This is a genomic window from Collimonas sp. GW821-FHT07E08, from assembly GCF_059418905.1.
Genome location: NZ_JBWKQR010000004.1, coordinates 271,930 through 287,581 on the forward strand (window position 1 = coordinate 271,930; position 15,652 = coordinate 287,581).

Sequence of the window (15,652 nt, forward strand, 5' to 3'; positions counted from 1 at the left end):
TGCCCCAGGTTTAATAAAAAAGCGCACTTTGAACTGAGCCCCAAAAGTTGGATGCCAACTTTTGGGGCTTTTTAATTTCATGCAATAACCAGCTCCAAATTTGTTTGATCTACATGAGGTACGCCACAGCGAGTCTCTCTAAGGGGGGAGTGAATCCGCGCCGTTGACGATTTGCTCGAAGCGTTCTGCGCTGTTCAGTACCGCATCAAGTTGCGGGATGTGGCCGAAGATCATGCCGGTCATTGCTTCGTAATCTCTTTCAATGGCATCTCGCATCATGAGGCTCGGCGTCAACGTGAACGTACCTGGCGCGGCAATATCGAGCCCCAGATCGGCGCTGCCGAAGAACAGCCTTGCATGGCGGGCGCAATCGGTCGCCAGCACGTGATCGGATTGCCACATGGCAGCTAGCGGGGCCTGCATCAGTTGATGCACGTCATAGTAGTGGCGTGAGACGCGTTGCCCGCCGTGTCGTAACTCGCCTCGACGATCGTGCCACTGGCGGAGGCCGTGCAAGATCATGACCTTGTCCCAAAAAGTACGTTCTGGATTCACAGTGATAACATTCGTCACGGTCAAGTCCAGGTCGGGAAGATCTTGCGTAACATACGGCGTGACGGTGGCTGCGGCATGCGGATCGAGGGCAGATTTGGCGCCGGCCTCAATCTTGACGGCTGAACGGATGTAATCGCCGGCAGTAACCGTGACCGCGGGATACCAGAACAGCAGACTCTGGCCATCTTTGTCGTCGGGGTCGGGTTCCAGCCGAAAACGGTTTGCGGGAATGACGGATGATGCGAGCTGGATGAATTGCGCGGTCAACGGCCCAGCGACATAGCCCTGACATGCATCGCGGATGGCTTCGAGACGTGCACGGCGCTTCCTCCCGCTCAGCGCATCCAGATCGGCAGCTTCTGCACCTTGTCCTAAATCATCACGGAACACGGTGATATCAATGTCTTCGGAAAAGCGCGAGATGAGGCCGAAAGCCTTGGAAAGCGAGGTGCCGCCCTTGAACAGCAGCCGGGGGCCGCCACCCTCCAGGCCGTTGAACAGTGCGTCCAGCACCCAGCAGACCCAGAAGTCCTTTTCGACATTCTGGACCGCTGTGCCAAGACGGGTTGCCGCGCCGAGAAACAAATCTCGGCGCTCGTCATCGCTGGCAGTGATGACAGCATGGAATGCCGGATTCAATGCGCCTCCACGTATTTGACATTGCGGCGACGCACTGATGGCGGCTTTTCAGTCCCGGGAGATTGACGTGTCGCCTGCGGCGCACATCCGGGGAGCTCGCGGACCAGGCTTTGCATCCACGCCGGCAATACGTTGAAACCCTCGCGCAGATCGCGGCGGATCGCGGCGCCGTGTACAGGATCGTCCAGAACCTTGGACAATTTGTTCAGGACAAGAGAACGCTCCGAAGTCAATGTGTCTTTCAACCAATACAACGCCTGTACGATGCGCATGGCCGGACGCCCCGCCCAATAAAGGCGGCTGGGTGCCGTCTGCTTGAACTCAACGACTAGCTTGTCTAGTTGCACTGTGCGACGGCGGGCGTCGGTATGGATGGTGATGCGAGCCGGTACCGCATCGGTCAGGCCAAGGTCATTGGCGGCGGTCATGCCGTCGACCAGCAGGCGCAATTGATCCCGGCGGGCAATAGCTTCCACCACTGAACGATAGTCCGGAGACGTGGGGCGCCCGGTCAGGCTATTCAGCTTGGGCCGGTCATATAGGCCTCTGTCGATACGACGCAACTCTCCTGCCTGCACCATGCGCTGCAGAGTCTTGTCGATGGCATCACGGCTGCCCAGCTGTGCAAAATCGGTTGGTACCCAGACTTGCCTAGGGCCAGCTGCTTCGATCAGTGCCGAAATGTGGGATTTAAGAGCAGACATTATTTCTCCTGTCCGATATTTATATATCTTTTTCGGACATTTTTCAAGAATTTGTCCGAAAAATGTGGTTTTATTTCGGACGATCTGAGAGCCGCTCCACCATTTGTGGCTACCTATGCGCTGTCATGGCCTTGACCCCGCACGCGGGGATTTTATAGTGCGCGGACTGTTGTAACCCGAAGGAGCATTGTCCTTATTACCTAGCCGCTTTCACCAGCAGCATCAGGCGTCCGCCAAACTGGTTCAGCAGCAAACCGCACAGCACCAGCAGCCCGGCCATGATTTTCCACGGCTGCAGCGCTTCGCCCAGCACCAGGCTCGCGCTCAGCATGCCGGCCACCGGCACCAGCAGCGAAAACGGGGCGACCGTGGCGGCCGGGTATTTGCGCATCAGGGTCGACCAGATGGCGAAACCGAGGATGGTGGTCGGATAAGACTGGAACAGCACGGCGCCGGCCGAGATCCAGCTGAAGCGAGCGGCGGCATCCTGCCAGGCCGCCGGCCCTTCGATCGCCAGCGAAGCCAGCAGCAGGCCGGGCGCCGCCAGCAGCGAACCCCACGCCACCAGCGCCAGCGGATTGACCTTGCCGATCTGTTTGGTGACGATATTGGCGGCGGCCCAGCTGAGGCCGGCACCCACCACCAGCAGGAAGCCGATGACGGTAGCGGCGCCGTCCAGGTGCGCGGCTACCAGGCCCATGCCGGCAAAGGCGATCAGGGCGCCAGCAACCTGCGCCGCGCGCGGCCGTTCTCCGAGGACGAGAACCGCCAGTCCGACCGTGAAAAAGACCTGCAGCTGCATCACCAGCGACGCCAGGCCCGGCGCAAATCCCAGCTTCATCCCGTAGAACAGCAAGGAAAACTGGCCGGCGAACTGCAAGCCGCCGTAGGCGATCAGCAGACGCCAGGGAATTGCCGGCCGCCTGATGAAAAACACCAGGGGCAGCGCCGCACAGATAAAGCGCAATGCGCAAAACAGGATAGGCGGCAAACCCTGCAGGCCGATCTTGATCGCGACGAAATTGAAGCCCCAGATGGAGACGGTCAGTACTGCCAGCAAAATGTCGGTGGGTTGCATCTCGAATTGCTCCGTAAGGGAAGGATGAAGCAAGTCTATTGTTTCTGTGTGATGATTAAAGCGGCTTTTATAAAATCATTGTTTCTCTATAAAAAATATGATCGATTTGCAAAGAATGGTGGCGTTCGCCGCCGTGGCGGACCACGGCAGCTTTTCAATTGCGGCGGCACGGCTGGAAGTGTCGAATTCGCACATCAGCAAACAGGTCAGTGCGCTGGAGCGCGAGCTGCGGGTGCGCCTGCTGCAACGGACCACGCGCAGCCTCAGCCTGACCGAAGCCGGTGAACTGTTTTACCGGCGCTGCAAGACCATCTTGTCGGATGTGGCGGAAGCGGAGCAGGAGGTATTGCGCCGCCAGGATTCGCCGCAGGGAATTTTGCGGGTGACGGCGCCGGCCAATTTCGCCAATGCCTGCCTGCCGGACATCATCTGCGATTTCATGCGGCGGCACCCGGAGATCGAACTGGAGCTGACGCTGTCCGACCTGTTCTTCGACCTGGCCGAGCGCGGCATCGACGTCGCCTTGCGCATCGCCACCACGCCGCCGGAGAATGTGCATGCGCGCCTGCTGCACCAGATCGACTGGAGCGTGGTCGGCAGCGCCGGATATTTCGCCACGCGCCGCCAGCCGCAGACGCTGGCCGAACTGCCGGCCTACGACTGCCTGGCCGACAACGTGATGTCAGCCAAGGACGTGTGGCAGTTCGAGGAAATCGGCGGCAAGCCGGGGCAGCACCACGAAATCGGCATCGATCCGCACATCAACTGCAATAACAGCGTCTGGCTGCGCGAATGCATCCTGCGCGGGATGGGCATAGGCTTGCTGCCGGACTACATGATCGGCGCCGACCTGGCGCAAAAGAAGCTGCTCAAGCTGCTGCCGCAATACGCGCCGTTGCCGCGCCGCCGGCTGTACGGCATCTACCTGCCGAACCGCTACCTGTCGTCCAAGGTCAGGCTGTTCCTGGAAGCGGTAGAGCAGGGCTTGCAGCGGCCGTCCTGAAACGTCTCACGCCCTGGCCTTCAGCGCCAGCAGCAGGCGCCCGCCGAACTGGTTCAAGGCCAGGCCGGCCAGCACCAGCAGGGCGGCGACGATTTTCCACCATTGCAGCGATTCATCCAGCACGGCGGCGGCGCTCAGCATGCCCACCAGCGGCACCAGCAGTGAAAACGGCGCCACCGTGGCGGCCGGGTATTTGCGCATCAGGATAGTCCAGATGCCGTAGCCGACGATGGTGTTCGGATAGGACTGGTAAAACACCGCCGCCACTGAAACCCAGCCGAAATGGGCAAAGGCGTTGTGCCAGGCGGCCGGGCCTTCGAGCAAGGCCGAGGCCAGCAGCAAGGGCGGCGCCGCCATCAGCGAACCCCAGGCCATCAGCGCCAGCGGATTGATCTTGCCGATTTTCTTGGTGACGATATTGGCGCTGGCCCAGCTCAGGCCGGCGCCGATCACCAGCAGGAAGCCGATCACGGTGGCCTTCGCTTCCAGGTGCGTCGCCACCAGCACGATGCCGGCCAGCGCCACCAGCGCGCCCAGCAACTGCGTCAGCAGCGGTCGTTCGCCCAGCAGCAGCACCGCCAGGCCGATCGTGAAAAACGCCTGCAGCTGGATCACCAGCGACGCCAGTCCGGCGCCTATGCCCAGCTGCATGCCCGAGAACAGCAAGGAAAACTGCAGGGCGAACTGGAACAGGCCGAAGCCGATCAGGTAGCGCCAGGGAATCGGCGGCCGCTTGATGAAAAACACCAGCGGCAGCGCGGCAAACACGAAGCGCAGCGCGGAAAACAGCAGCGGCGGCAAGCCCGCCAGGCCGATCTTGATCACGACGAAATTCATGCCCCAGATCGTGACGGTCAGCAAGGCTAGCAGGATGTCGGTGGGTTGCATGGCTATGTGGCGCGAGGAATGAGGAAGCTAGAGCGAAGCCGCGCGGAACGGATTGCGGTCGTTCAGCTCATCCATATAGCTGTCGATGCCGTCGGCTTCGCGTTCCAGGAAATTCGCCACCGCATCGGCGAAAGCGGGATGGGCCAGCCAGTGCGCCGACCAGGTCTTTTGCGGCAGGAAACCGCGCGCCATCTTGTGTTCGCCCTGGGCGCCGCCTTCAAAGCAGGCGATCTTTTGCTCGATGCAGAATTCCAGCGGCTGGTAATAGGCGGTTTCAAAATGCAGGCAGGGCACGAACTCAAGCGCGCCCCAATACCGGCCGTACAGGGTCTGGCCGGTATGGATCAGCAGCGACGAGGCAATCGGCCGGCCGTCGCGCTCGGCCACGATCAGCAGGATATTCTGCGGCATGCTGGCCCCTATCCTGAGGAAAAAATCCAGGTTCAGGTAAGGCGTGGAGCGATGTTCGGCATAGGTCTGCGCATAACAGCGGTTGAAGAAGATCCAGTCCGCTTCGGTCGCGTCCGTGCCGCGCACCCGGCGCAGCCGCACGCCGGCGTCGGCTACCTTGCGCCGTTCGGCCAGGATGTTCTTGCGCTTCTTGCGTTCCAGCGTATCGAGAAACGCCGTGAAGTCGCGGTAGCCCGGGTTCAGCCAGTGGAACTGGACCCCGCTGCGCAGCATGAAGCCGGCCTGTTGCAGGGCCGCGGCCTGTTCGGCGGGCGGATACAGGATGTGGGTGGATGAGGTCTGCGTGTCCTTGCGCAGGGACCGCAGCACCTCGACCAGCGCCGCCCGCGCCGGTTCGTCGCGCGCCAGCAGGCGTCCGCCGGTAACCGGCGTGAACGGGATCGCCGACAAAAGTTTCGGGTAATACTCCAGGCCGTTGCGCTGGTAGGCGTCGGCCCAGGCCCAGTCGAACACGTATTCGCCGTAGGAGTGGAATTTGACGTACAGGGGCAGGGCTGCGATCAGCTGCGGCGGGTTGCAGCCTGGGTTACTGCTTTCTTCCCACAAGGTCAGGTATTGCGGCTGCCAGCCGGTTTTTTCCGAGGCGCTGCCGCTTTCATGCAAGGCATGCAGGAAGGCGAACGACAGGAAGGGATTGGCGTCGGCCTGCAAGGCCAGCAATCCGTCCCATGCCGCCTGGCCGACTTCGCTCAGGGATGAAACAATGCGCGTGGAGGTCTTGGTTGTTGTCTTGTTAATCAAGGACGTGGCGAGCTGTGAATGTGGGTGGCGAAAGCGATGAGTTTAGCACCGCCGCCGGCGTTCTGCCGCCTGCGCCCAAGGGCAAGGCATTAGCATGCGATAATTGGCCAATCAAGCAGAGCGCAGGAAGAATGATGACAACCAACAAATTTCTGAACCTTTACTCCCATGATTTCGCGCGCGTCGCCGTCGCCATCCCGAAATGCCGGATAGCCGACCCCGCCTTCAACGCCGCCGAGACCATCGCGCTGGCCAGGCAGGCAGAACAGCAAGGCGCCGTGCTGGCAGCGTTTCCGGAGCTGGGTTTGTCCGCCTATACCTGCGACGACCTGTTCCACCAGCGCGCTCTGCTGGATGCCTGCGAAGCGGCTTTGGCCACGGTGGTTGAAGCTTCAGCCACGCTCTCGCTGGCGCTGATCGTCGGCCTGCCTTTGCGCGTCGGCCACCAGCTGTTCAATTGCGCGGTGGTGGTTGCAGGCGGCCGCATCCAGGGCATCGTCCCGAAAAGCTACCTGCCGAACTACGGCGAATTCTACGAAATGCGCCAGTTCAGCCCGGCTGAAAACGCCGCGGCCAGCCAGGTCGAACTGTTCGGCGCCAGCGTTCCGTTCGGCACAGGATTGCTGTTTGAAGTCAGCAACCTGCCGCTGCTGAAATTCCATGTCGAGATTTGCGAAGACGTATGGGTGCCGATTCCGCCATCGTCGTTCGCGGCGCTGGCCGGCGCCAGCGTGCTGGTCAACCTGTCCGCTTCCAACGTAGTGGTCGGCAAGGCGGGCTACCGCCACCAGCTGGTCGCGCAGCAATCCGCGCGCTGCCTGTCGGCTTACCTGTACACCTCGGCGGGCAAGGGCGAATCGTCGACCGACCTGGCCTGGGACGGGCAGGGCCTGATCTACGAAAACGGCGAGCTGCTGGCGGAATCCGAGCGTTTCCTGGACGACTCGCACACCATCTTCGCCGATGTCGACCTCGAACGCTTGTCGCGCGAGCGGATGCGCCAGACTACTTTCGGCCAGTCGGCGCGGCGCCATGCGGGCGAAGTCGCCAGGTTCGAGGTGATCCGCTTCGCGCTGGCCCTGCCGCTCGACAAGGCTTTGCCGCTGGCGCGCACCGTCGAGCGCTTCCCTTACGTTCCAGCCGATCCCAAGCGGCGCGACGAACGCTGCACCGAGGTCTACAACATCCAGGTGCAGGCGCTGGTGCAGCGCCTGTCCGCCAGCAAGATATCCAAGGTGGTGATCGGCGTCTCGGGCGGGCTCGATTCGACCCACGCCTTGCTGGTCTGCGCCAAGGCGATGGACCGCCTCAACCTGCCGCGCGCGAATATCCTGGCCTATACCATGCCGGGTTTCGCCACCAGCGAGCGCACCCTGCTGCAGGCCAGGCAGCTGATGCAAGTGGTCGGCGCCAGCGCAGCCGAAATCGATATCCGCCCGAGCTGCCTGCAGATGCTGAAAGACCTGGGCCATCCGTATGCCGACGGCCAGGAGCAGTTCGACATCACCTTCGAGAACGTCCAGGCCGGCGAACGCACCAACCATCTGTTCCGCCTGGCCAACTTCAATAACGCGATCGTCATCGGCACCGGCGACCTGAGCGAGCTGGCGCTGGGCTGGTGCACCTACGGCGTGGGCGACCACATGTCGCACTACAACGTCAACGCCAGCGTGCCGAAGACGCTGATCAGCCACCTGGTGCGCTGGGTGGCCGAGACCGGCGCCATCGGCGGCCAGGGCTCCGATGTGCTGCTCAATGTCCTGGATACGGAAATCAGCCCCGAACTGGTGCCCGGCAAGGCCAGCGGCAAGCCTGAGCAGATCACGGAAAACGTCATCGGCCCGTATGAGTTGCAGGACTTCAACCTGTACTACATCCTGCGCTACGGCTTTGCGCCGTCGAAAGTCGCTTTCCTGGCGTTCTCGGCCTGGCAAGACAAGAGCGCAGGCAACTGGCCTAACGACGCCAAGGTGGTCCGCAACCAGTACGACCTGGCGGCGATCAAGCGCAACCTGGCGATTTTCCTCGACCGCTTTTTCCGCACCAGCCAGTTCAAGCGTTCCTGCGTGCCCAACGCACCTAAAGTGGGCAGCGGCGGCTCTCTGTCGCCGCGCGGCGACTGGCGCGCGCCGAGCGATTCGGAGGCAACGGTCTGGCTGGACGACCTGGACAATATTCCCGGCTGACAGCCGGCCCGCCGCAGGCGATGCGAGATTCCCGGTGCCAGGCACTGTGTTTTAAATACACTTATTGATTTGGGCGTATAGACAAACCGGGTTTTTCATATACTCTTCTAGCTTGCGCTTCAACTGGACGCGTCCCGCCTGGGGTGCGTTCGCTGCAAAGATTTATGTTTTAATGCCTAAAGGAGTTGTCATGAAGCAAATTACCGCCGTTATCAAACCCTTCAAGCTGGACGAGGTGCGTGAAGCCCTCGCCGAAGTTGGCGTCACCGGCCTGACCGTGACTGAAGTAAAAGGCTTCGGCCGCCAGAAAGGCCATACCGAGCTGTACCGCGGCGCCGAATACGTGGTCGATTTCCTGCCCAAGGTGAAAGTCGAACTGGTGATCGACGACGCCCTTACCGAACGCGCAGTGGACGCCATCATCAAGGCCGCGCGCACCGGCAAGATCGGCGACGGCAAGATCTTCGTGCGCAATATCGAGCAGGTAATCCGCATCCGCACTGGTGAAACCGGCCCCGACGCAGTCTGATGCTTCCGGCGTAGCAATCGTTACTGCCTTCCCTCTTCGCTATTCCGGCCGCGGTCGTTCGATGTAATGGATGACTGACCGCGGTTCCAGGCTCATCCCGCCATTCCAGACATTCCCGCCGGATCCAGGTTGCCGCTTGTGAAAGCCGGTAAAACGTTTTCCGCATACTCTCCTGCGTTTTTCTTATTGGACGCGGATTGCGCCCGCAAGCTATCGTTTCCTCTTCCGCAACACGGCGCGATCACGAGTGCGTTTTTAGTGTGGCGCCACAGAAGAGGTGATCCATGTCGTCTACCGCGACCATTGCAATTGAAGAAAGCCAGGTCGACCTGTTACCCCGGGTCCTTCCGGCGCATCGTATCGGCAGCGACCGGGAAGCGTTGGACATCGCGCAGGCATTGGCCGCCGAGTTCCGCACCGGCGCCAGCGAACGCGACCGCGAACGGCGCTTGCCGTGGGCGGAAATCGAAAAATTTTCGGCCAGCGGCCTGGGCGGCATCAGCGTGCCGCGCGCATTCGGCGGCGCCGAGGTTTCCTACCGCACGCTGGCCGAAGTATTCCGCGTGCTGTGCTCGGCCGATCCGGCATTGGGACAGATCCCGCAAAACCATTTCGGCATCCTCGGCGTGGTCGCGCAAAGCGCCGACGCCGCGCAGAAAACGCGCATCTACGCCGACGTGCTGGCCGGCCAGCGGATCGGCAACGCCGGGCCGGAACGCGGCACCAAGAACATCCTGGAGATGAAGGCGCGGCTGCTGGAAACGCCCACCGGCTATCGCCTGAGCGGCAAGAAATTCTATTCCACCGGCGCCTTGTTTGCGCACTGGGTGCCGGTCAAGGCGCTCGATGAGCAAGGGCGCGTGGTGCTGGTATTTGTCAGGCGCGGCACACCCGGCCTGACTATCGTCGACGACTGGTCCGGTTTCGGCCAGCGCACCACCGCCAGCGGCACGGTGCTGCTGGATAACCTGCCGGTGGCGATTGAAAACGTATTGCCGCTGCATAGGCAAGCCGAGCAGGCCAGCATACAAGGTCCGGTTTCGCAACTGATCCAGGCGGCGATCGACGCCGGCATCGCCGAAGCCGCGGTCGACGACGCCATCCATTTCGTGCGCACCCGTTCCCGTCCCTGGGCCGACAGCGGGGTGGAGCGCGCCAGCGACGATCCCTATGTCATCCGCGATATCGGCGACCTGAAGATCCGCCTGCATGCGGCCAACGCGCTGCTGGCAAAGGCTGCCGGCCTGCTTGACCAGATCGCCGCGGTGACGATCGATGCCGAAGCCTCGGCGCGCGCCTCGATTGCAGTGGCCAAGGCCAAGGTGCTGACGACCGAGATCGCCTTGCATGCCAGCGAAAAGCTGTTCGAGCTGGCCGGTTCCGCCGCCACCCTGGCTGAACACAACCTGGACCGCCACTGGCGCAACGCGCGCACCCACACCTTGCACGATCCGGTGCGCTGGAAACTGCACGCCATCGGCAACTATCTGCTGAACGGCATCGCCCCTGCGCGCCATTCCTGGAACTGAGACCATGACTACATCCATCAAATCCGCAGAAGGCCCGGTGGTGCGCATCCTCGACGATATCCAGGCGCTCGCCGCGGCGCGCGCGCTGGCGGCCTCGTTTGTCAAGGAAGCCAGCCAGCGCGACCGCCAGCGCCAGCTGCCGCTGCATGAACTGGAACAGTTCTCCCGCTCCGGCCTGTGGGGAATTTCGGTGCCGCGCGCCTATGGCGGCGCCGGCGTCTCGTTTGCCACGCTGGCGGAAGTGATCGCCACCATCGCCGCGGCCGACGGGTCGCTCGGGCAGATTCCGCAAAATCATTTTTATGCGGTCGAGATCCTGCGCGTGAACGGCAGTGAAACGCAAAAGCGCTTTTATTTTGACCGGATCCTGGCCGGCGAGCGTTTCGGCAATGCACTGGCAGAGCTCGGCACCCGCACGTCGCAGGAACGGCGCACTCGCCTGGACAAGGACGGCGACGGTTTCCGCATCAACGGCCGCAAATTCTATGCGACCGGCGCGCTGTATGCGCACCGCATCCCGGTATCGGTGATCGACGGCGACGGCGTGCAGCAGCTGGCGATCGTCAAGCGCGACGCCGCCGGCGTCAACGTGATCGACGACTGGTCCGGTTTCGGCCAGCGCACTACCGGCAGCGGTTCGGTGGTGCTGGACAATGTCCGGGTCGAGGCGGAGGAGGTGCTGCCGTTCCAGAGCGCCTTTGAACGTCCGACGTCGCTCGGGCCGGTGGCGCAACTGCTGCATGCGGCGATCGACGTCGGCATCGCCCGGGCGGCGCTGCACGATGCGGCCATCTTCGTGCGCACCCGTTCGCGGGCCTGGATCGACAGCAAGGTCGAGCGTGCGATAGACGATCCTTTGACCGTGCGCGAGTTTGGCGACCTTGCGGTGCGCCTGGCCGGCGCCGAAGCGCTGCTTGAGCTGGCCGGGGAAGCCGTGGACCGGGCCGCGGCGGTGCCGGATGCCGACAGCGTCGCCGCCGCCTCGATTGCGGTCGCCGAAGCGCGGGTCCTGACCACGGAAATATCGCTGGCCGCCGGCAGCAAGCTGTTCGAGCTGGCCGGCACCCAGGCGACCTTGTCCGAACACAACCTCGACCGGCATTGGCGCAATGCGCGCACCCACACGCTGCACGATCCGGTGCGCTGGAAATACCACGCCGTCGGCAACTATTACCTGAACCATAAAAACCCACCGCGCCACGGCGCCATCTAAGCCACAGCATGCCGAAGAAACAAATCCGCCTCAACGCGTTCAACATGAACTGCGTCGGGCATATCAACCATGGCCTGTGGACCCATCCGCGCGACCATTCCAGCGACTACGCCAGCATCGCATACTGGACCGAGCAGGCCCAGCTGCTGGAGCGCGGCAAGTTCGACGGCCTGTTCCTGGCCGACATCGTCGGCGTCTACGACGTCTACCAAGGCTCGGCCGACCTGACCTTGCGCGAATCGATACAGCTGCCGGTCAACGATCCGCTGCTGCTGGTGTCGGCGATGGCTGCGGTGACCAGGCATCTCGGTTTCGGCGTCACCGTCAACCTGACTTACGAAGCGCCTTACCTGTTCGCGCGCCGCATGTCGACCCTGGACCACCTGACGCGCGGCAGGATCGGCTGGAATATCGTCACCGGCTACCTCGACAGCGCCGCGCGCGCCATGGGCCTGAGCGAACAGCCTGAGCACGATGCGCGCTACGAGCGCGCCGAAGAATTCATGCAGGTGCTATATAAACTGTGGGAGGGCAGCTGGGAGGACGGCGCCGTGCTGCGCGACCGTCAGCGCCGGGTATATGCGGATCCAGCCAAGGTGCACAGGATCGCGCATCGCGGCCGGCATTACCAGGTGGACGGCTATCATTTAAGCGAACCCTCGCCGCAGCGCACGCCGGTGCTGTACCAGGCCGGCGCCTCCGACCGCGGCCAGCAGTTCGCCGCAGCCCATGCGGAATGCGTGTTCATCTCCAGCCAGAAACCGGAGGCGGCGCGCAAGCTGGTCAGCGATTTGCGCGACCAGGCGCAACTGGCCGGCCGTTACCGGCATGACCTGAAAATCTTCATGGGCATTTCCGTGATCGTTGCGCCGACCGCCGCCGAAGCACGGGAAAAATATACCGAATACTGCCGCTACGCCAACCCGGAAGCCGGCCTGGCGCATTTTTCCAGCGGCACCGGGTTCGATTTTTCTACGTACGGCATAGACGAAGCCATCAAGCCGGCCAGCAGCAATGCGATCCAGTCTTCCGCCAAGGCGGTGACGGCGGCCGAGGCCGGCTGGACTGTGCGCAAGCTGCTGGACCAGCTGGCGCTGGGCGGCCGTTACGTGACCGTCGTCGGTTCGCCGCAGCAGGTTGCAGACCAGCTGGAGGCGTGGGTAAGGGATACCGATATCGACGGCTTCAACCTGGCGCGCACGGTAGCGCCGGAGAGTTTTGAAGACTTCGTCAACCTGGTGATTCCTGAGTTGCAGGCGCGCGGTTCTTACAAGCTGGACTATGAGCCGGGGACCCTGCGCGAGAAACTGTTCGAGGCCGGGCAGCCGACCTTGCCCGGCAGGCACCCGGCGGCCGGCTACCGGCAAGCGGCACGGACATGATTCAGCGCCGGCGGCGGCGCTGGTACATGTCCATCAGCGGCGTCGAGGAAATGCCGTGCATGACGATCGACATCGCCACCACCGTCAACACCATGGAACTGACATGCGGCGCCAGCGCCGGCGAGCGGTAGCCGTCGGGCGCGGTCCACGGATATTGCAGCGCGAACATCAGGTAGTACAGCGAGCCGATGCCCTTGATGCCGAACCATGCCAACAGGCGCCGCTGCAAGGGCGTGACGTTGGCGCCGGCCAGCGCCAGCGCCACCGAAAGCGGCCGGATGATAAAAAACAGCAGTAACGCAAGCAGCGCTCCCGCCGCCGAAAAGCCGATGTGCGACAGCAGGATGCCGGTCAGGGTCACCATCAGGAATTCGGCAAACTGCTCCAGCTGCATGTTAAAGCCGAGCACCGCTTCCGTCATGTAGGCGGAAGCCTTGGCCGGATGGGTCGCCACCTCTTCCTTGTCGTCCGCATGGGGCACATGCGCCACGGCTGGAGCCTGGTTGGGATCGACTCCCTGCAGGCCGCTGTTGGTCGACTCGATGCGCCGCATCGCCAGGCCGGCGGCGAACACCGCCAGGAAGCCGATGCCATGGATCGCCTCCGTTGCGCCATAGGACAGCGCAATCAGGCCGATGCCAAGGAATTCTTCCATTCCCAGCGCCAGCCGGAACCGCCGCCGCAAGCCGACCACCAGGCGTCCCAGCAGCCAGCCGGAGAGCCAGCCGCCGACCAGCCCGGCGGCCACGCCCCAGGCGACGTGCAGCATTGCATAGTCATTGGTATAAGCGGCAGCCGAAGGCACGCCCAGCAAAGACAAGCCCAGCATGACGAACGGAAACGCGGTGCCGTCGTTCAGGCCGCCTTCGCCGGTCAGGCTATAGCGGATGCGGTCGCGGTCGCTGACATGCTTGATCTGGACGTCGGAGGCCAGCACCGGGTCGGTTGGCGCCAGGATGCCGCCGAGCAGGATGGCGGCGCCCAGCGGCAGGCCGAACACGAACATGCCGGCCAGCGCTACCAGCGGAATCGTGACCAGCATGGCCAGCACGCCCAGCCGCAGCGGCAGCCGCCAGATGCGGTCGCGGAACGGCATGCGCAGTTTCAGGCCCACAGTGAACAAGGACAGCAGCAATGCCAGCTTGGCCAGCGTGGCCAGCAATTCGGCGTGCTGGTCCGGCGCGACATTGATCAGGCCGCTCACAGCCGGTCCCAGGATATAGCCGACAGGCAGGTAGAACATTGCCGGGCTGATCGGCAGGCGATCCAGCAACGACGCCATCAAGCCCATGGACAACAGCAGCGCGCCGACGATCAGGTACCAGATGATTGATTGATCGATGGCAAGGCCTCCTCGCATGAAATAACCGCCGCCGGAGCGCTCAGTATGGGGAGCCGACGCGGCCTGATCTGTACGCTGACTAACAGAGTAGGGACGGAAGCGGATTTCCGGTTGTTCCTGCCAGTTGTCGGCGCCGCAAAAGATGCAATGCAATGTTGAACAGCGCACCGATTTTTGCACCAGGAAGTTTTATAACGATGCTTTATCGGACCTCGCGGCGTGCGGTGATTACCGTTGCGGAAAATCAGTCAGTTGTTTTATTGAAAGGAGTTGTCATGCCGGCAAATGCATGGAGCAAGAAGCGCGAGCGCCAGTACGCGCACATCAAGGAAAGCCTGGTCAAGCACGGCAAGCGCAAGCAGCTTGCAGAAGAGATCGCCGCCCGCGTCGTCAACAAAGAGCGCGCGCAGCACGGCGAAGCGGAGCAGGCAAGCAGCTTGTCGCTCAAGGACATGCCGGCTGGCCGGCGCGGCGGCTTGCGCTCGCATCGCGGCGCGGGCGGGCGCACTTTCGCCCAGCTTTACAACGAGGCAAGGCAGCGCGGCGTGAAAGGGCGCTCCAAGATGAACAAGGCGCAGCTGGAGCAGGCGCTCGGCAGCCGCCGCACTGCTGCGTGAGCAGCATGGGCGGCAAGAACGAAGCCTTGTTCAGCCATTGTGTTTTTTGACCCAGGAAACGTAGTTGTCCATCCAGCCTTGCAGGAAAGGCTTGCTGTCTGCGCCGATATCGCCGGCTGCGTCGAACAAGCCGTCCTTGGCCTGGATGAACGCTTCGGGCTGGCCCAGCGTCGGCACATCCAGGTAGGCGAGGACATTGCGCAAATGCTGTTGCGACAGGGCGGTGCCGACAGCGCCGAGCGATACGCCGATGACGCCGGCCGGCTTGCCGGCCCAGGCGTTTTGGCCATAGGGACGGGATGCATGGTCGATGGCGTTCTTGAGCACGCCGGGGATCGAGCGGTTATATTCAGCCGTGACGAACAGCAAGCCCTGGGCTCCCGTGACCTCGGCTTTCAGGCGCTTGACGGCTTCCGCCTGGTTGGCGTCGTCGTCCTGGTTGTAGAGCGGCAGGTCGCCGATCTGGACCTGCTTGAATACGAATTCGGACGGCGCCAGCCTTGCGATGGCGGTCGCCAGCTTGCGGTTGAACGAATCGCGGCGAAGGCTGCCGACGACGACTGCGATCTGGTATTGGCTCATGAGTGTCTCCAAGAAAGAGGGGATGGCTGCCGTTTACGGGAAGCGCCAGTCTTGCATGGGAAAACGGTAGCGTCAGTGCGGTATCGAACCTAGCTTGGCCTGGCGGCTCCTGTTTGTTGTCTGGCGCACAGACATGGAGAGCGAATGTTCAATATCGTATTGGCATCTTACGACAAAAGGCGTGAGCCCGCGC

The 15,652-nt window shown here is 62.6% G+C and carries 14 protein-coding genes; 7 read left to right on the plus strand and 7 right to left on the minus strand.

The window, feature by feature from the left end:
* Window positions 1-138: 138 nt before the first annotated feature.
* The 3 genes from AC07RZ_RS07425 to AC07RZ_RS07435 form a co-directional block, all read right to left on the minus strand.
* A complete protein-coding gene (locus AC07RZ_RS07425; RefSeq protein ID WP_494667467.1) occupies window positions 139-1,194 on the minus strand; it encodes a nucleotidyl transferase AbiEii/AbiGii toxin family protein in 1,056 nt (351 codons plus the stop codon).
* Window positions 1,191-1,898 carry a DUF6088 family protein gene (locus AC07RZ_RS07430; RefSeq protein ID WP_494667468.1) on the minus strand — a complete coding sequence of 236 codons (708 nt, stop codon included), beginning with the start codon at window positions 1,896-1,898 and terminating at the stop codon, window positions 1,191-1,193. Before AC07RZ_RS07430 ends, AC07RZ_RS07425 begins: the two co-directional genes overlap by 4 nt.
* Window positions 1,899-2,094: 196 nt before the next feature.
* Window positions 2,095-2,976 carry an EamA family transporter gene (locus AC07RZ_RS07435; protein WP_494667469.1) on the minus strand — a complete coding sequence of 294 codons (882 nt, stop codon included), beginning with the start codon at window positions 2,974-2,976 and terminating at the stop codon, window positions 2,095-2,097.
* A gap of 97 nt (window positions 2,977-3,073) precedes the next feature.
* Between AC07RZ_RS07435 and AC07RZ_RS07440 the strand changes: the two genes are divergently transcribed.
* Window positions 3,074-3,979 carry a LysR family transcriptional regulator gene (locus AC07RZ_RS07440; protein ID WP_494667470.1) on the plus strand — a complete coding sequence of 302 codons (906 nt, stop codon included), beginning with the start codon at window positions 3,074-3,076 and terminating at the stop codon, window positions 3,977-3,979.
* Between the two features lie 6 nt (window positions 3,980-3,985).
* Here the strand turns inward: AC07RZ_RS07440 and AC07RZ_RS07445 are convergent, their stop codons facing one another.
* Together AC07RZ_RS07445 and AC07RZ_RS07450 are read right to left on the minus strand one after the other, a co-directional pair.
* On the minus strand, window positions 3,986-4,867 hold the full coding sequence (locus AC07RZ_RS07445; RefSeq protein WP_494667471.1) for an EamA family transporter: 882 nt from the start codon (window positions 4,865-4,867) through the stop codon (window positions 3,986-3,988).
* 27 nt (window positions 4,868-4,894) lie between these two features.
* Window positions 4,895-6,079, minus strand: a complete 1,185-nt coding sequence (locus AC07RZ_RS07450) for a GNAT family N-acetyltransferase (RefSeq protein WP_494667472.1) — start codon at window positions 6,077-6,079, stop codon at window positions 4,895-4,897.
* A 134-nt stretch (window positions 6,080-6,213) separates the two neighbouring features.
* On the opposite strand from AC07RZ_RS07450, the gene AC07RZ_RS07455 reads away from it, so the two are divergent.
* The 5 genes from AC07RZ_RS07455 (at window position 6,214) to AC07RZ_RS07475 (ending at window position 12,918) form a co-directional block, all read left to right on the plus strand.
* Window positions 6,214-8,265, plus strand: a complete 2,052-nt coding sequence (locus AC07RZ_RS07455; protein WP_494667473.1) for an NAD(+) synthase — start codon at window positions 6,214-6,216, stop codon at window positions 8,263-8,265.
* Between the two features lie 190 nt (window positions 8,266-8,455).
* A complete protein-coding gene (locus AC07RZ_RS07460) occupies window positions 8,456-8,794 on the plus strand; it encodes a P-II family nitrogen regulator (protein ID WP_038487829.1) in 339 nt (112 codons plus the stop codon).
* Window positions 8,795-9,078: 284 nt separating this feature from the next.
* Complete coding sequence (locus tag AC07RZ_RS07465; protein WP_494667474.1) at window positions 9,079-10,323, plus strand: SfnB family sulfur acquisition oxidoreductase; 1,245 nt, start codon at window positions 9,079-9,081, stop codon at window positions 10,321-10,323.
* Window positions 10,324-10,327: 4 nt separating this feature from the next.
* Entirely contained in the window at window positions 10,328-11,536 is a 1,209-nt protein-coding gene (locus tag AC07RZ_RS07470; protein WP_494667475.1) for an SfnB family sulfur acquisition oxidoreductase, read from the plus strand.
* Between the two features lie 8 nt (window positions 11,537-11,544).
* Window positions 11,545-12,918 (plus strand): LLM class flavin-dependent oxidoreductase, encoded by a 1,374-nt coding sequence (locus tag AC07RZ_RS07475; RefSeq protein ID WP_494667476.1) that lies wholly within the window; start codon window positions 11,545-11,547, stop codon window positions 12,916-12,918.
* A gap of 1 nt (window position 12,919) precedes the next feature.
* On the opposite strand, the gene AC07RZ_RS07480 is transcribed toward AC07RZ_RS07475, so the two are convergent.
* Window positions 12,920-14,278 carry a cation:proton antiporter gene (locus AC07RZ_RS07480; RefSeq protein ID WP_494667477.1) on the minus strand — a complete coding sequence of 453 codons (1,359 nt, stop codon included), beginning with the start codon at window positions 14,276-14,278 and terminating at the stop codon, window positions 12,920-12,922.
* A gap of 257 nt (window positions 14,279-14,535) precedes the next feature.
* Here AC07RZ_RS07480 and AC07RZ_RS07485 point away from each other — a divergent pair, with 257 nt between their 5' ends.
* Window positions 14,536-14,877, plus strand: a complete 342-nt coding sequence (locus AC07RZ_RS07485) for a plasmid stabilization protein (RefSeq protein ID WP_494667478.1) — start codon at window positions 14,536-14,538, stop codon at window positions 14,875-14,877.
* A gap of 30 nt (window positions 14,878-14,907) precedes the next feature.
* Here AC07RZ_RS07485 and AC07RZ_RS07490 read toward each other — a convergent pair whose 3' ends face one another.
* Window positions 14,908-15,459: an NADPH-dependent FMN reductase gene (locus AC07RZ_RS07490; RefSeq protein ID WP_144738429.1), complete on the minus strand. Its 552-nt coding sequence runs from the start codon at window positions 15,457-15,459 to the stop codon at window positions 14,908-14,910.
* Window positions 15,460-15,652: the final 193 nt, after the last annotated feature.